This is a genomic window from Nitrosopumilus sp. b3 (assembly GCF_014078525.1).
Lineage (GTDB): Archaea > Thermoproteota > Nitrososphaeria > Nitrososphaerales > Nitrosopumilaceae > Nitrosopumilus.
In genome coordinates this window covers 251,905-270,599 of sequence record NZ_MU078696.1, presented here as the reverse complement: position 1 = coordinate 270,599, position 18,695 = coordinate 251,905, and the positions used below count along the sequence as shown (strand labels likewise).

The window sequence follows — 18,695 nt, the reverse complement described above, 5'->3', positions numbered from 1 at the left end:
TAACGGAAAATAATACACACAAACTGTCAAAATCTCACGCTCGGGTTAATATATATCTAATCTGAAATTCGGCATAGAATTGTGTTTTTTCTTTTTAGTCAATAAATTTTATCGCAACCTTAAATAGCATAATTTTTCGCCTAAAATTGATGAAAGCTCATCTAACGGTGTTTACCCTATCTGCAATTTTAATTGTAAGTATTGGTATGGCACCAGCATTTGGACAAATACAAAACTCGATTGTTGTTACTACGGACAAGTCATCATATTCAGAAGGTGAAACAATTCTAGTAACAGGCGAAGTGAAAGATCTGTATTCTGGCACTCCAGTAAGTGTAATTGTCAAGGCTCCTAATGGAAACTTGGTATCAATTGCTCAAGTAACAGTTGGTGTTGATAAAAAATTCAGTACCGAAATTACTGCCGGAGGAGCATTAATGAAAGCAGAAGGATCATACACGATAACAGTTCAGTATGGAACTGAAAATCGATCAGCTGAGGCAACATTTGAATTTGGAGGATCAACAATGACACCACCAACAACTGGAGGTTCTGTAACTGACAAAACAGTTGCAATTGAAGGTTCTACAGATTTGATTGGATACATGATCACAGGCGGAAAATTACTAAGTATCATGCCTGATTTCGAAGCAAATTCACTCATTGTATCTATTGATGCAACAAGTGATGGTTCACTAACCTTGACAATCCCAAGATCTGTGTTGGATGCAACAATGAATGGTGAAGATGACGATTTCTTTGTCTTAATTGATGGAGAAGAAGTAGACTTTGAGGAAACAACATCAGCAACGAATAGAGTTCTTACCATAGCATTCCCAGCAGGAGCTGAAGAGATCGAAATAATCGGTACATTTGTAGTTCCAGAATTTGGTACAATTGCAGCCATGATTCTAGCAGTAGCAATTATCTCAATAATTGCAGTATCTGCAAAGTCAAGACTTAGCATTATGCCAAGATACTAAATTTCATCTTTTTTTCTATTTTTAAATATACATAAATAACAAGATATCTGAACTTGAATTAGTATGAATTTTAAACGTTCTACAACATCAATGGCGATAGCCCTCATGGCATTGTCATTAATTTCAATGACTTCAATTCAACAAGATGCTTTTGCTCAAAGTCAAGGAATGAGTCTTACAGCCATGGCTGACAGAAACTCAGACACGATTACGGTAACAGGCAAGACAATTTCAAAAATTACAGATGTCACATTTAGAGTAACATCTCCAAGTGGGAATAATGTAGTAGGAATTGGTCAAGTTTCACCAGATGTCAATGGAGAATTTACAACCGAATTCAAAATAGGCCCAACATGGACTGAAAATGGATTCTATACTGTAACGGCAATGCAAAGCCCACAGCAAAGTTCATTGTACACACTAAAGGTGCTTGTTGAAGTAGCAAACGGAATGGCAAAAAAAACTCTTGTAACTGAGACCAATATGGAATCAGGATTAGTTTACACCACTCCAAATGTTGCAACAGATAAAGGAATTGAAATTTATGCAGATGCTGTTATAGGATCTACAACAATCAACATAGAAGGTACAACAGACAGAGTAAGTCAAGATGTTACTTTAACCATAACGGCACCAAATGGAAATGTAGTATCTGTTGCTCAAGTATCACCAATGCTTAATGGAGAATTTACCAAGGAAATAACCATAGGCGGACCACTATGGAAGCAAAATGGATTCTATACTGTAAGTGCAAAACAATTTGACGATCCAAAATATACCGCTTCAACTGAAGTCGATATCAAAGATGGAGTCGTAGTACCAGAATTTGGTACAATTGCAGCCATGATTCTAGCAGTAGCAATTATCTCAATAATTGCAGTATCTGCAAAGTCAAGACTTAGCATTATGCCAAGATACTAAGTTCACAACTTTTTTCTCTTTTTAAATATACATAAATAGAGACAGGTTCAATTCGCAACAAGATGAACAGTCGTACGTCGTTCGCGCTACTAGCCGTTTTGACTGCAGTCGGTACCTTAACTATGTCATCAGCATATGCGGTAGAACTTCCACCAGCATGTGTAGGATGTGCTCAGGATGAGGCTAAAGCATCAGCAAAGAATTCATTGATGCAAGCACTCCCAATATCTGTATGGACAGATAAAGAGCAGTACATGCATAATGAGATAATTACGGTAACAGGCCAAGTAGCAAACATAGCATCTGGATATCCAGTCACAGTAACTGTTGTGAATCCACTCAACTCCATTGTTACAATTAATCAAATAGTTGTAGCAGATGACAAGAGTTTTGAGACTACATTAAACACAGCAGGTGCATTGTGGAAATACGATGGTACTTACACCATTAAAGTAAACTATGGCAGTGTTGAAAAAAGCAGCAAAGCACAAGTTGAACTAATTGGTGGAGAAGCAACTTCAAAGCCTACAACTCCAAGTAAATGTGGCCCAGGTCAGATTACTGCAAGTGGTCAATGTATACCATTTACCATTAATGGTGGAGTAGTGAAAAGTGCAACTCTCAATACTGATGACAAATCAATTGTCATTAACATCGACGCTAAAAGTGATGGAACGTTAACAGTAACCCCAACCAAAAAAGTTCAGGACGGTATCTTCATGGTACTAGTTGATGGACAAGAATGGGATGATGTTGAAATTGATGGAAATAAAGTAACAGTCATGTTCCTTGCAGGCGCCGAAAAGATTGAAATTATAGGTACCTTTGTGATACCAGAATTTGGTACAATCGCAGCCATGATTCTAGCAGTAGCAATTATCTCAATAATTGCAGTATCTGCAAAGTCAAGACTTAGCATTATGCCAAGATACTAAAATCACACAACTTTTTTCATTTTTTCATTTTTTAGTAGTAAAGAAAATATACAAACGAGTCATCCAAACGTTGTGGAATTTAAAATATTTTTTACATTATTATCGTTATTAGTAATTACCACAGGGACTGCTTTTGCTCAAGAATCCCTACTATCAGTTGAGACTGATGATAATAATTATGATGAAGGAGACACGATTGTAATTTTTGGAAATGTGAATACAGTGATTGGAGATACACCAGTTTTGATACAAATTGTCAATGAAGGTGCAATAGTAGAAATTGCACAAATTACAGTGGGTCAAGATGGAACATTTACAAAATTAATTATCGCCGAAGGAGGAGTATGGAAAAAAGGCGGCGATTATACAATTAGAGCATTCTATCAAGAACATATTGCAGAAACTGAATTTACATTCACTCCAAAATCACAGGCAACTGAAACTAGTACCAATTTTGAGGTAGATGCTGGAAGCAAAGGAACATTCGATGTAGAATATACAATCAGGGGCGGAACAGTAAAAAATATCGTAGTAGATTCTGAAATTTTTGCTTTGATTGTGCAAATTGATGCAATAGACGAGGGAACAATCACATTAGATTTACCCAGGGAATTCATAGGAGCAGAAAAGCAAGATGGAAAGGATGATACTTTTATCATTCTAATAGACGGTATAGAAGTACCATATCAAGAATCAGTAGTAGGTACAGACTCTAGAGTAATAACAATTAATTTTGAACAGGGAGACTCAGACATAGAGATTATTGGAACATATGTAGTGCCAGAATTTAGTACGATTGCAATAATGATTCTCATCATAGGGATCATGACAACAATTGCAATGACTAGAAATAAAATTCAAATAAAAATTTAGGTTAAACCAAAAGAATATTTTTCTTTGAATGGTGAAACTGAACGAAGTTCTTTGACAACTTTCTTGAGTACCTCAACGGTTTCATCAATTTCATCTTTATTATTAAAAATCCCAAGTGTTAATCGCAATGAACCAGTAATTTGTTCTAGTGAAAACCCCATAGATTCTAAAACATGTGAAGCTTTTTGGGTATTTACAGAACATGCTGACCCAGTGGATGCTGCAATTCCAAATTCATCAAGTTTTATGATCAAGTCTTCTCCATTAACACCAAGAAATGTAAAATGAATATTATTGGGCAATCTTGATTCAGAATGTCCATTTAGAGTTACTTGAGGTATGTCATCTAACACTTTTTTAATCATATAATCTCGCAGTTTTTTCATATTGAACATATTTTCATCTAAATGGGATTGTGCAATTTCACATGCTTTTCCAAATCCAACAATATTTGCAACATTTTCAGTTCCAGAGCGCAAACCATTTTCTTGTCCACCGCCTAAAATAACAGGATCAATGGAAATCCCATTCTTGATAAATAACGCTCCTATTCCTTTAGGTCCATAGAGTTTATGAGATGAAATCGACAGTAAATCTATACCTAATTTTTTGACATCAATTGGAATTTTACCAACTGCCTGAACAGCATCAGTATGAAATGGGATTTTTTTTTCATTACAAATTTTTGCAATTTCGGAGATTTGTTGAATAGTTCCCACCTCATTGTTTCCAAACATAATGGAAACAAGACAAGTTTTATCAGAAATGTGATTTTTAAGTTCCAAGATATCTACCATCCCAAATGAATCAACTGGAAGATAATCAATATCAAATCCACTTTGAGATAATTTTTTGCAAGGCTCTAAAATTGCATCATGTTCAATTGAAGATGTGATAATCTGAGATGATGGGTTTTTCATCGCCACCCCCCTTAGTGCAGTATTATTGGATTCGGTACCTCCTGAAGTAATAAGGATTTCAGAAGGTTCAGCATTTATTAAAAAGGCAATCTGTTTTCTTGCCTTTTCTATTGCTTTGTGTGATAATCGCCCGTAACGATGAATAGATGATGGATTACCATATTGTTCTTTGAGGTAAGGAAGCATCGTTTCTAAAACATCCTCATGAATTTTAGTGGATGCAGCATTGTCAAGATAAATCAATCTGCAATCACATTGATTTTTCCTGGTTTATATCCTTCCGGATCAATTTCAACTGTACTAAATCCAATTAGTTTGAGTTTTTCAGAAATTTGCTTGAAAACAGATTCATCAAAAACAGATATCATTTCTTTGTCAACTTCAATTTTGGCCGAACCATTTAGATCTCGAACTCGAACTTGTTTTAATTTTGTTAGTTGTTTGACGATTGTTTCACCAAATTCTATCCTAGTGAGTTTTTCTGCTGTTACTCTTTGCCCCCAAGGAATCCTAGAGGCAAGACAAGAATTTGATGGTCTATCAAATACAGATAGTCCAATAAATTTTGCAGTTTCTCTAACTTTAGATTTAGTGAATCCTGTTTCCACAAGGGGGCTCCTTATTCCATATTGTTTTAACGCCTCAATTCCAGGTCGATAATCACCCAAATCATCAAGATTTGTACCATCTACAATAGTCTGGACATTATGTTCTTTTGCCAATTCAATTAGATGATCGCCCAGTTCCATTCTACAGTGAAAGCATCGATTGGAATCATTTTTTGTAAAATCTTCATTCTCTAATTCATCATAATCCAAAAAGAGTTGCTCAATTCCTATCTCAGAGCAGACATCTCTAGATGTTTGTAGTTCTTCCTCAGACAATGTTTTGTAATCAGCAGTAACAGCAATTGCAGATTTTCCTAATTTTTGAAAAGCAGCAAAAGCCACAAGTGCGCTATCAACACCACCAGAAAGTGCTACCATCACCTTATTTTTCTCATCAAACCAATTGACGAGTTCATCAAGATCTGTCATGTGGAATTCCCAAGTCTCTCAATTTCTTTTCTAAGTAATGATTCTATTTCTTTAATTGGTTTATCAAGAATTTCTGATATTTTCTTCAGGTCATCAAATTCTATTTTAAAATCAGTTTTTCCTTTAAAGGTAGATTTTTTGTAATTTACTTTGAAAGAGTGACCATCCAAAATTAATGAGAGTTCATGAATTGTTCTGGGAACAATGAATCTATTGGAATCTGAGATTCTAACCCCCAAAGTTCCTGTTTCTAACACCAAGGTGTCAACAATAGTATCTACATTTTCATCATTACATATGACAGATACAAGATTTGTTGGTCTTCCTTTTTTTGTAATTCCATGATATATTGAAACATCTTTTGCACCTTTAGTCATAATTTTTTCAATGAGATTTCCAAGTATCTCACCAGACACATCATCCACGTTTGTTTCAAGTATCTTTACAGAATCAACATCAAAATTATTGTTTGAGCCACGAATAATTTTCAAAGAATTTGAAAAAGTTTCAAAATTTTTTTGACCTGCACCATAACCAATTGAATCGATTTTCATAGAAGGGTAATACTCCATAGCAATATCAGTCATATTTACTAAAATACATGCTCCCGTAGGAGTGGTAAGTTCTTCTTTAGCATTATTTCCTTTGACTATTAAATTTGATTTTTTAAAGATCTCAAGAATAGCACTTGCTGGATTAGACATAGTTCCATGTGAAAAAGTCACGGTTCCGCCGCCAACAGAAACAGGCAGACATATTATTTTCTCATCAAACAAACCCAAATCTTCCAAGGCAATTGAAACACCTACAATGTCAACAAGGGTATCAATACTTGAGGCTTCATGAAAATGAACCGAGTCTTCAGGAATTCCATGAATTTTAGATTCAGAGGAGATAAGAGTATTGATACAAGATTCTGCAAAAACTTGGGATTTATCGGATAAGCCCAATGCTTTAGTTGAATCAGAAATAGCCTTTTTAATTTCTGATCCTTTTCGTTCATGAGGTTCTTCATTAATTTCTAAAATCAATTGTTGACAATTTATCCCATGTTTCTGAATTGTTTGAAAATCAATTTTATTAATTGTAGAATTTGAAAGGAATTTTTCAGAGTCCTTTATTCCGTTGATTATTCTTGTTTTATCAGCACCTAAATCAACTAATGAGGATAAAAGCATGTCACCAGAGATTCCAGCAACCTGAGGATCAATCACAACAACCATGATTAAAAATTATTGAAAATGCTTATAAATTCGTCTAAAAGTTCAGGAATTTCATTAGATTTAATTATTGAAAATCAACGATGATTTTTATGATTACGATTATTGGTTCGGGTAAAGTAGGTGGAGATGCAGCATTATTCTCAGCACTAAAAAGATTAGATGATCAGATATTGTTACTTGATGTTGCCAAAGGACTTCCACAAGGCGAAGCAATGGACATCAACCACATGTTATCAGAACAAGGAATCGATGTGGAAGTAAAAGGATCAAATGACTTTGCAGACATGAAGGGCTCAGATGTTGTTGTAGTTGTGGCAGGCTCTGGAAGAAAACCAGGAATGACAAGAATGGATCTTTTGAAAATTAATGCATCAATTGTAAAAAGTGTTGTAGAAAATGTCAAAAAATATGCAGATAATTCAATGATAATTCCAGTGACAAATCCGCTTGACCCAATGGCCTACATCACATACAAGGTTTCAGGATTCGATAGGAGTAGAGTATTTGGCATGGGTGGTATGCTGGATTTGTCAAGATTTAGACAATTTATTCACGAAGCAACAGGACATTCTCGTGATTCAATCAGAGCATTAGTGATTGGAGAGCATGGGGAGAATATGTTACCTCTACCAAGATTTTCATCAGTATCAGGAATTCCATTATCAACATTTCTTCCAAAAGAAAAATTAGATGAGCTAATTCAAAACACAAAACAAGTGGCAGCAAAAGTAATTGAATTGAAAGGAGCTACTGTACACGCACCAGGAAATGCAATTTCTGCAATTGTAGAATCTGTTGTAAGAGACAGAAAACAAGTTATTCCTGTTGCAACATATCTTGATGGCGAATATGGTCATTCGGATGTTACAATTGGAGTTCCAGCAATAATTGGAAGAAAAGGTGTTGAAAAAATTATCGAATTAGATCTAAATGATGAAGAAAAGCAAGTTTTTGATAAAGCTGTTGAGAGTGTTAAAAGCGCCATTTCAGGTATAGAAATCTAAGCATTTTTTTATACTTAGAAATACAAATCATTATTGGAAATTGATAAAATTCTAGAATCACTTAGTGTTGGGAAAATATCAATTAGTAATGCAAAAAAACTTCTATCATTATATTCAGTTGAAGAAGTAGAAGGGTTTGCAAAAATCGATATCAATAGGAGTAAAAGACGTGGAATTCCTGAAGTAATTTTTGCTGAAACAAAAGAAATCGAAGAGATTAAAAAAATTGTAAAAAAAACTTTAGAAAAATCAAATTCAGTATTAATTTCAAGAATCAAAAAAAAAGATTATCCAAAAATTTTAGCATTTGCTAAAAGATTGAAAATTACAATTAAAACTGGAAAAAACTCATCCACATTATTACTATTTAAAAAACCAATTTTTTTCTATGGAGGCAAAGTAGGAATTCTTACTGCAGGAACTTCAGATATTGGAGTTGCCGAGGAATCGAGATTAATGTGTGAAGCAATGAATTGTAAATGCATAACAGGTTATGATGTAGGTGTTGCAGGAATTCAAAGAATTTTTCCAATTTTAAAAAAAATGATTAAAGAAGATGTAGATTGCATAATAGTTGCTGCAGGAATGGAAGGAGCTTTGGCCACACTTGTTTCGTCTATGGTAGACATCCCAATAATTGGAATTCCAACATCTGTAGGATATGGGTATGGGGAGAAAGGAATTGCCGCATTAGCATCAATGCTTCAAAGCTGCTCATTGGGATTATCAGTAGTCAACATAGATAACGGAATAGCAGCAGGAGGAATTGCTGCAAATATTGCAAATAGAACAATTAGAAAAAAGGATTAATTTCCAATCAGTAATAATCTGCCTCGTAAATGATATATAACATACTTTGTCGAAGTCTGGTAGTTGGCTGGCAAACGTGTTGTTCTTACTGCTGATCGTAGCTTAATGACAAATTATAGAGGAAATTTTCTTTACGGATTTATCGCATGTGGACCTTACGAGGTTCTTCCTGAATGGGTATTTGACAAAGTTTTTTGTCCCTCAGTTGAAACCGACCCAATCACAGGAGAAGTAAAAGTTGCTCAAGTTGGACTAAGAAGAATTGAAAGCTCATTGATTCAAGGTGGATATAAAAGAGAAGATGTGTTTATGGCTCATCCAGAAATGCTTCATAAATCAATTGGGCCAGATACCAAAGTTGTAGGAATTAATGTGATGGATCCATTAGGAATGGCTCCAGTAACCACAACTATGTCACCTGAAAAATTATCATATGTTGCAATGAAATTTAAAAAAATGTGTGCCAGCATTATACAACTCAAAAAGAAATATGATTTTAAAGTTGTAGTAGGTGGAAACGGGGCATGGGAATTAGCAAAATCAGATAGAATGAAAATTCATGGAATTGATACAGTTGTCGTAGGAGAAGCAGACGAGTTAGCAGTAGATTTATTTCAAGATCTAGAAAAAAATGATGCCCCAGAACTAATGCATTGTTTTGTCAGAAATCTCGAAAACATTCCTGTAATAGAAGGACCCACAATCAACTCATTGATTGAAGCAATGAGAGGTTGTGGAAGAGGATGTGATTTTTGTGATGTAAATAAAAGATCAAAGAAAGACTTGCCATTAGAGAGATTACAACATGAGGCAAAAACAAACTTAGATTATGGATTTGATTCAATTTGGCTACATTCAGATGAAATGCTTCTATATGGATGTGACAATAGAGATTTCATCCCAAACAGAGATGCCATTGTAGATTTGTGGAAGGGACTCAAAGGGCTAGGAGCAAATTTTGTTGGCACCACACATATGACATTTTCGGCAGTTGCTGCTGATCCTACATTAATGAAGCAAATTTCACAAATCAATGAACAGGATAAAACAGGTAGATGGCTTGCAACCAATTTAGGAATTGAAACTGTTGCACCTGCAATGGTAAAGAAACACCTAGGTGTTAAAACAAAACCATTTTCACCTGAAGAATGGGGAAGTGTAGTTAGAGAAGGAGCAAAAATACTAAATGAAAACCACTGGTTCCCAGCTGCTACAATCATAATTGGGTGGCCTGATGAAACTCCAGACGACATTCAATATACCATTGATATGATGAGTGATTTTAGAGAGATGGACTTTAGAGGGCTAGTAGCACCATTACTATATCAAGACTTTAGTGAGAAAAATTCAATGCATTTTGGAAACTTGAATGAAGCTCAGTTTACACTGTTTTGGAAATGTTGGGAAAACAATCTACGAGTAATTAATGATATCATTCCAATCATTCTCAGAAATAAGACATATGGACCACCAATGAAGATATTCATGTATGGAATACTCAAAGCCGGAACATGGGCAATTATGAGATATCTAAGAGGATTGTGCAAAGATCTTTTCAATGGAAGAACACCTGATGAAATAATTGACAAATATGCACGAAGTAGATCCGTATCTGCGCCAAAAATTCAAACTAAGAAATTATAGAGTATCAATAGCAGAATCTGCCAGAGTATTTCTTTTTGGTGTTAAACAAATAAAGTAAACTTTGTCTGCTCTTTCAATCCCGTCTACTTTTTTGTAAGATTTTGATGAAACATCAAATTCATAAATTCCTGGTTCAAGTGAACCACTTGCATAAATCATTAGATATGTTTCGCCAGTTGCAGGACTGAGTGGAATAAATGCCATCACATATCCTTTGTAGGAATTAATTGGCATTGTATTTTTCATTGGAGGAGCTGCAGATGCCATATACATGAACATATCTTCAATATTTTCAAATTCTTCATATTCAGTATGCATCATAATTCATAATCTCTCTCAATATAATAAGTTACTAGAAGAGAATCAGGAAATTATTTTCTAGATTTATAGTACTTGTGAACTTTAAATCCAATTAATGCTGGTGCTGCAATATACATTCCCAAGTTAAGTGCAATCACAGAAATTCCAAGACCTAAAACTTCAGCTTCTGAACCATTATCTGCCAACGTCATAATGGATAGAGTAGAAATCATCGGAGTGATAAATGCTCTAACTGCTTCTTGGAACATTGGGTTTTCTCTTTCCATGTCGGCAATTGTTGGTGAGAATGAATAGTACAATTGGTTAAATCCAGTCATGAAAGCCATTCCAGATGAAGTGCTCATAACGGTATTATCTCTAATTTCTCTTAAGAATTGAACTTGTGGTGCCAATTCTGTGCCATATGCGGCTGTTGCAATTAAGCATCCACCACCTTTAGCTTCTGTTTCGGGTGTTTTTATTACCTGACAAATTCCATCAACAAGTTCAGTTCCTGCCCCACACGTTGGTTCTGGCTCAGGTTCTGGCTCAGGTTCTGGCTCAGGTTCTGGCTCAGGTTCTGGCTCAGGTTCAGGTTCTGGCTCAGGTTCTGGCTCAGGTTCTGGCTCAGGTTCTGGTGTATTAACCACTAATTCTCCACCTACATAATCAAGAATAAGTTCACTAGTGTTTCCACCATATTTTGTTTCAACAATATAATCTCCACTTAATTTCCATAGTTGACCACCTGCAATAAATGAAAATTCAAAAGTACCATCAGAGTCCGGAATTAATTGTCCAATAGTTACAAGGTTATTTTCAGGAGATTTTACAACATATGTAACTGCACCTGCAGATGGAGATAAAGGATCATAATCTTTTAGATTTCCAGAAATTACAACATTTGCACCATTTGCAACAATGTCAATATTTGAAGAAGTGTTTACTGGCAAAAGATTATGGTTGTCAGCAAAGACAGAGCCATTTACGCCATAGGATAAAATTGATACAGATAATAATGCAAATGCTAAGAATGCAGTTACCCTCATTTTCATTTTGATTCATGAGTTGAGAGTATTTATGTTTTCAACGAAACAAAAATTGACCAGATTATACTCTAATGATACCTTTTTTGATCAAGAATTGCAGTGATTTAACAAATTCATCATCAGATATTTTTCCATCAGCCCACCATGAAGCATTTTTTTTGATCCATTCAGGAATTATTTGATTGGTGGTAGATGTACTGCCAATGGAAGGTACAGAAATAATGCCTTTTTCAATTAGATGCTCAATTCCATCAACAAATTCAGAATTTGTGATTGCAGCTGATGCCCAGGATTTTGCATTGTTTTTTACCCAACTAGGGATTTTTGGTGAAACCACTTCAAAAGATATTGAACCCAAATCAATGTTATTGTGAGACAATCGAATTTCATAAAATCCCGATAAAGAATTTTCATTAATTGAAATTATGGATCTATAACTGCCCCCACTAGAAAGAGTTGCTCCAAAGTTTTGGGATTTTCCATCAGGGGAAACAATATTGACTTCCAAAGGAATTCCACGTCTATGATTATTTACACTACCAAAGAGAGTAATTTCCTCAATATTTCCTGAAAGAGGTTTCACAATTTTATATGAACTTAGTTGTGGTGAGCTAGAAAAAGATGAAGAGGATTTGCTTCTCAACAGACTAAAGGTATTTTCATTACCAGAACTATCTCGTGAATCATAATACTTTGCATCAAGACTACCTCCAGCTGATGAAATTAAAGCAGTTCCAGATTTGTTGCAAATTTGTGAGGGCATTTTGAATACACCCTCAAATACTCCAGTGCTGGGTCCTGTTTCAACAAGAGTGAATCCCGTTGCACCTAAACCACCATATTCAACATTATCAATAGTACAACGCTTGAAACGAATATCTTTAATCAAAACTTCAAGTAAAATTACTCCATCCTTTCCAACGGTATCAACATCATCAGAATTTGGATCGTTATTTACAAAATAAATGTCAACTAAATCTTTTTTCAAGTTTAGATCAGGATCATTAAGTGTAATGGTCACAGGTTGCCCAAAACGAAATGATTGTGAAGAAGCAAAAACATTACCAGAATGAGTTTTAAAATCTGATTGTGATGTGATAGTAGTTGCAACACCAGTCACATCAAGATCAGAATAAGATATAGTGATTCCAGTTTCATCAATCAATCTATTTGTAACAATAACTTTTACCTCATCACCAATTGTTTGAATGGTTTGAATAAAAATAGGATCTAGTATATTCAATTGATTTGTTACAGCGTATTCCAAAGTACCCTCAAAAATTGAAGTGTTGTCACCTGTCTCTTCTAACTCAAAACGGTAAATAGAATTGTTTATACTTTTATCATTTTTTAATCCAAAAGAAAATACATCAAAGACAATGGGTTGTTTTTTGGTTTCACTAGAAATATCAATTACACCAGCATCATTATTAGATGAGTCAAAATCAATTACAAGAAATACATTTCCACTTTCAGCTAAGATGGAAGCAATATCAGAATTATCAATTTGTATAAATCCTTGTGATGATGAAAGGTCACCTGCATCAACAATAGTAATTGGTGAAGAACCAAGTGTTCCAAAAGTTAAAGTGAATGAGGTATCACTAAAGTCAGAAACACCTAACTCTTTTTCAAATGATCTTAAATCATAATTTATCCAGTTTGTACCACTTGTGTTAGATGTAGAATCATCAAGTAAAATTGAAGTAAAAGTAGAGGCAGAAACTCCCAAGTTTACAGAAAGCATGTCATATGAAGCAATTCCTAATGTTGTTGTATCAATCAATAATCTATCAGAATTAGAGTCAGGCACAGAGGAAGTGACACTAGTACCACCTGTCAGAGTGGGTGAAGTTAAATGAAATTTGACATTATTTGCATTTTCCAGAGTAATCGGATTTCCAATTGTTATAGTAGGAATTATTGCAGTTTCCCTAAAGATGTCCAAATCATCATTAGCACCAGTGTTTAAATTTTGATCTGGATCTTTTAAAATCACTGGATATTCAGTTCCAGGACGTAGAGCATTATTATTCCCAATAGTCAGAGTGGGGGCATTATCAAGTAAAACAGATGCAGTTGAAGAACCTGTCAAAACTGAAAGGGATTCATCATTATAGCTTATTTTTCCAGTTTGTCCACGAGGAGCATTAGCAAGAATTCCGATTACAGATTGATCATTTGAATCAAAGCTCTCAAAAACTCCAGAATTGGGTTGTTGTTCAACTAATGTCACTATCTCTGAAAAAGTATTTGCAGCCCCATCACTTACAGAAGAAGAAGGTTGATCACTGTTTGTTCTTAATTCCAAAATATTGCCAAGATCTAGTGAAAGTTTACCATTGTTTTCAAATCCCAAAGAATGGAGATGGGGTACCAAATCAACTAAACCTAGACCCCCATTTGCAGAATTAGTTCCAGAATTATCAAATGCTTGATAAAATGTTGATGGGCTAGATCCAATATCAAATGTCCATGAATCTTCATCTGTAGGATCCTGATTTAATTGGAAATCATTGACAGTTAGAAATACTTCAGCATTATTAGGATATAGAGTTCTATCAACATTCAAAGAAATGTTTTCCATTTCATCATATTCAAGTGATACTTTCTGTGTTGGACCACCGGGATTATATTGAATTACTACATCATCAAATGAATAAAGTTGAATCAATGGCCACGCATTAGAATTCAAACCTATTTGTCCAACTGGAATATTGGAATTAGTGTTGATTGATTTTGCTTTTCTAACTACATTATTCAAATTTGCAGAAGAGCTTGGCGTACCACCACATGCATTAAATGAAGAATCACCATTTGTGGTACCAGTCAAAGATCCTAAACGTGGCACTGCAAAACCATCTGTTTCAGAAAGGGAGATTCCAAAAATCGAAGTAGAAGTATCCCTACTACAAAAAATACCAAAATCCAAACCTTCTCCGGATAATCCAACTGTTGCATCTGCAGATTTTGCCATATCAACATTGGCAAAATACGCATACCAATTTCCATCAGTTGCTTGAACCATCCGTAATGATTTTCCATTAATTGTAACATCAGGTTCACCCTTTCCTTGGCCTGTATCCTTTAGATTAGGATCATTTACTACAACTTCAATTACCATGGAACCTGAAAAATGATTTTTAGATTGTGAGTTTTCAGATGATACAAACAGGTTAGGATTACTAGCAGATTCTACTTCCAAAACTGGAATTAGAGATATCAGTGAAAGAAGTACTGGAATGTAGAAGAATTTCATGCCCAACATTGCAAAAAATCACTTTATCACAAATAATGTTGTCGTATCTTTTATTCTTAGAAACTTGTAATACATGATTAGAATTATTAAAAAATAAGAAAATGTTTGTGCAAAGGACCAAAGTATTACAAATTTCATTGTTAGCTATATTTTCGGCATTTTTAGTAGAATTGATTTTTGGTTTAATCTCAAATAGTCTAGCCCTAATTACAGATGGCATTCATGCATTATTGGATAGTGTGGTAACCTTGGTCTTACTTTTAGCTGCAAGAATGGCAATGAAGCCAGCTGATGCAGAGCACACCTATGGACATGGAAAAATCGAATCGTTGGGAGGCATGATTGGAGGAATAGCAATTTTTTTGATTGCGTGTTTTTTTATTTACGAATCAATTCATAGATTACAAAGTCCACCCCCAACAATATTACCAGGATTATTTGCAATCACTGCGGGGTTATACACAATTGGTATTGATATTTTCAGAATTGGTCTTTTAAGGAAATCAATTAAAAAAATTGGCGGGGCTACTCTCAAAGCAGATTTCTATCACGCCTTTATGGATCTTGGGTCTACTCTAGTTGCAATAATTGGAATAGTTCTTGTTTCATACGGATTATATTTCGGAGACTTTGTGGCAGCGCTAATACTTGGTGGATTGTTAGCCATACTCAGCATCAAATTAGTCTACAAAACTGCACTTGATTTAACTGACATTATTTCACCAGAACTTGTAAAGAATGTAAAAGAAATTGCAATGTCTACGGATGGCGTAATTAATGCAGATCCAATTTTGATGAGAAGATCAGGTGAGACAATTTTTGCAGATATTACAATCTCATTGAGAGGAGATACAAGTTTTGATAAAGCGCATGAAATAAGCAACAATGTTGAGGCCAACATAAAAAATAAAATATCAAATTCAACAATTACTATACATTTTGAACCTAATTGGCAAGATGTTCCCCTAGATGCAAAAATTCAAGAAATTGCAAAAGGAGTTGAAGGAGTAGAAGAAGTTCACAATGTAAGCACACATAAATCCAAAGGAAAAACATTTTCAAATTTACATGTAATGGTAGACAGAGAAATGAATCTTTTATCTGCTCATAAAATTTCTGAAATTATTGAAGAAGAGATTCAAAAAAATATTCCAGAGATAGTGCACGCTACAATTCATCTAGAGCCTTTTGTTAAAATACCAGAAAATTTGAACTTGGAGGATAAAATTACTGAAAATCAAATTAAAAGAATACTAGAGAAATATTCAGAAATTAAAAAAATCGGAAGGATAGTCTCTTTAAATTTTGAGAATATTCTAAAAATTGATATCGATTGTTCCTTTGATAGAAAACTATCAATTGAAAAAGTTCATGATTTGATTTCAGAGATAGAGCATGAAATCAGGACAAAAATAAAGAATTCAGTAATTACAATACATCCAGAACCTGTCTAAACCAGAATACCAGTTAGATACATGACTATCATTCCCATGGCAATCCCAGACACAACTGAAAAACTAGACATATTATTCTCATTTTCTTCTCGAATCCATTTCATGATGACAAAAATTACCTGAAATATTGCACCAGCCCCAATTGCCAGAAATATTACAGATGAAAATGGGGAGTATGCAAATCCTCCAACCCAGGCACCAAAAATTGCAGGAGATCCAGCGATAATACCCAATGCAGCAAGCTTGCCAATCATCAATTTTCCTTTTGACATAGGAGCTGCAATTGCAATCCCTTCAGTAGTATTATGCAAGGCAAAACCTACAATCAAAAATGTACTAAAAGCAATAGAACCTAAGCCAACTGAGGCCCCTATGGCAAGGCCTTCACCAAAATTGTGCAATCCAATTCCAATAGAAATCATTAATGCAATTGCAACTGGTTTAGCAAGTTTGGACGAATCAGCTTTTTTGACAAGTTTATTTCCAGAATAATACAATCCAAGAAAAGATAAGACCACAACAGTTGCAACAAGTAATGAACCATTGAAGCTTTTAGCCAGATTCTCATTTGAAACTTCCAATGCTTCTTCAATCGAATCAATTGCCAAGAAGAGCAGCAATCCAATAGTTAAAGCCAAAAAGAAATAATATTTTTGCTTGCTAATTTTTTTAATGAATGGAAGCCAGAGTAGACCTATCATTACAGGAATAATTCCAACATATGTTCCAATTATTGCAAAAAATACAACAAGATCAATAGAGGGTTCAAGTGCAAATGCAGCAGCTTCGATTTTTTTCTCAAATCTTGTTCCATCCTCGATGGTTATTCCAATAATGTATGGTTCTGCTTCATTCCATTCAAAAGGAATTCGTACTAGTGTGGTTTCATATCTTTCAAGAAATCTATCAGGCTCTACTGCAGCAGGTTGAATTCTATCATTAACATCAGCCATTACTATTTCAACTGGAATTGGGCCAGTATTCCTAACCGTAGCTTGGATTTCAGAATCAATGAAACTTACTCGTTCAATAGTAATTTCGGGTAAAGGAATTCCAAGATCAAGTAAACTTGCGCCTGGCCCAAAAATATACAGTATTAAGATAATTAGAAAGGCAAATGGAATAACTCCACTAGCAACAACTTTCAATTTTGAATAATTTTCAACTTCCATAATTTACTTCCTGAGTATCCAGATTCTCTTTAGCCAAAAAAATTCCAACCCAACCCTTTTCAGAGAATTCAACTTTATGAGCATGGAATAGATATTTTCCAGGATATTGATATTCAAATTCCATAATTCCACGCTCAGTTTGGGACAGAGTAATCATATCAGTGTAAAATGAAGGTACAAGATCAGTTCCTGTTGGATAATACTTATACAAATTTCCATGCAGATGGAAATTATTTATTGGATCAAATTCAACCATGTTGACTACATAGATTCGAATTAATTCATTTGTGTTAATTTGAATAGGGTGATGCTGATAATAAAATGGAATAGTATTTGCAGCATAGAAATTATTTTCAGTATCAAAGTCAGTATCCAATCCATTAAGAACCATAACCATTTCATCTGCTGGTTGTCGTTCTTCTTTAGGATCAACAATAAACACACCATAAAGCCCATGCACTATGTGCTCTTCTAAAGGCATTACGTGGCAATGATACGGGTGAACTCCTACAGGACCTGCAGTAAACTCATAAACAAACTGTCCCCCATTTCCACCTACAGGTTCAAAGACACCATCCATTCCTGCAGGATGAATTCCATGGAAGTGGATTGTATGTTCTTTTTGACCATTGTTGATGAATTTTATTTTAAGAAGATCCCCTTCAGTAGCCCTAATTGTAGGGCCAGGGACAGTTCCATTAAAAGTCCAAACATTATAGAATACTCCTGAGGAGACCTCCATTATTTTGTCATCTTCTGCAATTATTGTGTATTCTCTCAAGGTTGTACCATCAGATAATTCTGAAACTCGACCATAATTGAAATCACGTAAATAGTTCATTGGATCAAATTCAACAGTAGATACAACGTAAAGAGGATCAATTATCTCTCCAGAAGTTTTTACTACAGCACCAGTATGTGTGACAAAAGTTTTTTCCTCAGATTGAGCTTGAGACATAATTGGGAAGATCATGATTATAGAGATCCCAATGAAGAAGGTAATTGCTAAAAACATAGTTTGAGAACGAGTGATATTCAGGATGAGTTGATTTATTAAATTCTTTATTTAAATTTAACCTGAGCTAACTTTTTTAGTCTAGTCTAACTTTTT

At 34.6% G+C, this 18,695-nt stretch carries 16 protein-coding genes; 8 read left to right on the top strand and 8 right to left on the bottom strand.

The window, feature by feature from the left end; translation table 11 throughout:
• Positions 1 to 149 precede the first annotated feature (149 nt).
• From C6990_RS07655 to C6990_RS07640, 4 genes are all read left to right on the top strand, one after another.
• Positions 150 to 983, top strand: coding sequence for a PEFG-CTERM sorting domain-containing protein (locus C6990_RS07655; RefSeq protein ID WP_182130055.1), 834 nt, complete (start codon positions 150 to 152; stop codon positions 981 to 983).
• Positions 984 to 1,046: 63 nt separating this feature from the next.
• Positions 1,047 to 1,904 (top strand): PEFG-CTERM sorting domain-containing protein, encoded by an 858-nt coding sequence (locus C6990_RS07650; RefSeq protein WP_182130053.1) that lies wholly within the window; start codon positions 1,047 to 1,049, stop codon positions 1,902 to 1,904.
• Between the two features lie 122 nt (positions 1,905 to 2,026).
• A complete protein-coding gene (locus tag C6990_RS07645) occupies positions 2,027 to 2,839 on the top strand; it encodes a PEFG-CTERM sorting domain-containing protein (protein ID WP_182130051.1) in 813 nt (270 codons plus the stop codon).
• A gap of 72 nt (positions 2,840 to 2,911) precedes the next feature.
• A complete protein-coding gene (locus C6990_RS07640; protein ID WP_182130049.1) occupies positions 2,912 to 3,712 on the top strand; it encodes a PEFG-CTERM sorting domain-containing protein in 801 nt (266 codons plus the stop codon).
• Here C6990_RS07640 and C6990_RS07635 read toward each other — a convergent pair.
• Genes C6990_RS07635 through larC form a run of 3 tightly spaced genes read right to left on the bottom strand, consistent with a single transcriptional unit; the run spans position 3,709 to position 6,892 of the window.
• Entirely contained in the window at positions 3,709 to 4,875 is a 1,167-nt protein-coding gene (locus tag C6990_RS07635; protein ID WP_182130047.1) for a cysteine desulfurase family protein, read from the bottom strand. The genes C6990_RS07640 and C6990_RS07635 overlap by 4 nt on opposite strands.
• Entirely contained in the window at positions 4,872 to 5,669 is a 798-nt protein-coding gene (gene larE, locus C6990_RS07630) for an ATP-dependent sacrificial sulfur transferase LarE (RefSeq protein ID WP_182130045.1), read from the bottom strand. Before larE ends, C6990_RS07635 begins: the two co-directional genes overlap by 4 nt.
• Positions 5,666 to 6,892, bottom strand: coding sequence for a nickel pincer cofactor biosynthesis protein LarC (gene larC, locus C6990_RS07625; RefSeq protein ID WP_182130043.1), 1,227 nt, complete (start codon positions 6,890 to 6,892; stop codon positions 5,666 to 5,668). The genes larE and larC overlap by 4 nt, the downstream gene beginning before the upstream one ends.
• A gap of 89 nt (positions 6,893 to 6,981) precedes the next feature.
• On the opposite strand from larC, the gene C6990_RS07620 reads away from it, so the two are divergent.
• From C6990_RS07620 to C6990_RS07610, 3 genes are all read left to right on the top strand, one after another.
• Positions 6,982 to 7,896: a malate dehydrogenase gene (locus C6990_RS07620; protein ID WP_182130041.1), complete on the top strand. Its 915-nt coding sequence runs from the start codon at positions 6,982 to 6,984 to the stop codon at positions 7,894 to 7,896.
• A gap of 33 nt (positions 7,897 to 7,929) precedes the next feature.
• Complete coding sequence (larB, locus tag C6990_RS07615) at positions 7,930 to 8,706, top strand: nickel pincer cofactor biosynthesis protein LarB (protein ID WP_182130039.1); 777 nt, start codon at positions 7,930 to 7,932, stop codon at positions 8,704 to 8,706.
• A gap of 63 nt (positions 8,707 to 8,769) precedes the next feature.
• Entirely contained in the window at positions 8,770 to 10,350 is a 1,581-nt protein-coding gene (locus tag C6990_RS07610) for a B12-binding domain-containing radical SAM protein (RefSeq protein ID WP_182130037.1), read from the top strand.
• Here C6990_RS07610 and C6990_RS07605 read toward each other — a convergent pair.
• From C6990_RS07605 to C6990_RS07595, 3 genes are read right to left on the bottom strand one after another with little or no spacing between them, the layout of a single operon-like run.
• Complete coding sequence (locus C6990_RS07605; RefSeq protein WP_182130645.1) at positions 10,345 to 10,668, bottom strand: hypothetical protein; 324 nt, start codon at positions 10,666 to 10,668, stop codon at positions 10,345 to 10,347. The two genes, C6990_RS07610 and C6990_RS07605, sit on opposite strands and share 6 nt — an antisense overlap.
• 53 nt (positions 10,669 to 10,721) lie before the next feature.
• A complete protein-coding gene (locus C6990_RS07600) occupies positions 10,722 to 11,705 on the bottom strand; it encodes a CFI-box-CTERM domain-containing protein (protein WP_182130035.1) in 984 nt (327 codons plus the stop codon).
• 55 nt (positions 11,706 to 11,760) lie between these two features.
• Complete coding sequence (locus C6990_RS07595) at positions 11,761 to 14,967, bottom strand: peptidase (protein WP_342752463.1); 3,207 nt, start codon at positions 14,965 to 14,967, stop codon at positions 11,761 to 11,763.
• Between the two features lie 92 nt (positions 14,968 to 15,059).
• On the opposite strand from C6990_RS07595, the gene C6990_RS07590 reads away from it, so the two are divergent.
• On the top strand, positions 15,060 to 16,412 hold the full coding sequence (locus C6990_RS07590) for a cation diffusion facilitator family transporter (RefSeq protein ID WP_182130033.1): 1,353 nt from the start codon (positions 15,060 to 15,062) through the stop codon (positions 16,410 to 16,412).
• On the opposite strand, the gene C6990_RS07585 is transcribed toward C6990_RS07590, so the two are convergent.
• Complete coding sequence (locus C6990_RS07585) at positions 16,409 to 17,584, bottom strand: ZIP family metal transporter (RefSeq protein WP_182130031.1); 1,176 nt, start codon at positions 17,582 to 17,584, stop codon at positions 16,409 to 16,411. The two genes, C6990_RS07590 and C6990_RS07585, sit on opposite strands and share 4 nt — an antisense overlap.
• The gene (locus C6990_RS07580) at positions 17,574 to 18,599 is read right to left on the bottom strand and encodes a multicopper oxidase domain-containing protein (RefSeq protein WP_182130029.1); all 1,026 of its coding nucleotides are present in this window, start codon (positions 18,597 to 18,599) and stop codon (positions 17,574 to 17,576) included. The genes C6990_RS07585 and C6990_RS07580 overlap by 11 nt, the downstream gene beginning before the upstream one ends.
• Positions 18,600 to 18,695 lie beyond the last annotated feature (96 nt).

Excerpts from the sequence above, each read along its gene's own strand:
- C6990_RS07655 (WP_182130055.1), top strand. The coding sequence starts at position 150 with ATGAAAGCTCATCTAACGGTGTTTACCCTATCTGCAATTTTAATTGTA.
- C6990_RS07650 (WP_182130053.1), top strand. The coding sequence starts at position 1,047 with ATGAATTTTAAACGTTCTACAACATCAATGGCGATAGCCCTCATGGCA.
- C6990_RS07645 (WP_182130051.1), top strand. The coding sequence starts at position 2,027 with ATGTCATCAGCATATGCGGTAGAACTTCCACCAGCATGTGTAGGATGT.
- larE (WP_182130045.1), bottom strand. The coding sequence starts at position 5,669 with ATGACAGATCTTGATGAACTCGTCAATTGGTTTGATGAGAAAAATAAG.
- larC (WP_182130043.1), bottom strand. The coding sequence starts at position 6,892 with ATGGTTGTTGTGATTGATCCTCAGGTTGCTGGAATCTCTGGTGACATG.
- C6990_RS07620 (WP_182130041.1), top strand. The coding sequence starts at position 6,982 with ATGATTACGATTATTGGTTCGGGTAAAGTAGGTGGAGATGCAGCATTA.
- C6990_RS07605 (WP_182130645.1), bottom strand. The coding sequence starts at position 10,668 with ATGCATACTGAATATGAAGAATTTGAAAATATTGAAGATATGTTCATG.
- C6990_RS07600 (WP_182130035.1), bottom strand. The coding sequence starts at position 11,705 with ATGAAAATGAGGGTAACTGCATTCTTAGCATTTGCATTATTATCTGTA.
- C6990_RS07595 (WP_342752463.1), bottom strand. The coding sequence starts at position 14,967 with ATGTTGGGCATGAAATTCTTCTACATTCCAGTACTTCTTTCACTGATA.
- C6990_RS07590 (WP_182130033.1), top strand. The coding sequence starts at position 15,060 with ATGTTTGTGCAAAGGACCAAAGTATTACAAATTTCATTGTTAGCTATA.
- C6990_RS07585 (WP_182130031.1), bottom strand. The coding sequence starts at position 17,584 with ATGGAAGTTGAAAATTATTCAAAATTGAAAGTTGTTGCTAGTGGAGTT.
- C6990_RS07580 (WP_182130029.1), bottom strand. The coding sequence starts at position 18,599 with ATGTTTTTAGCAATTACCTTCTTCATTGGGATCTCTATAATCATGATC.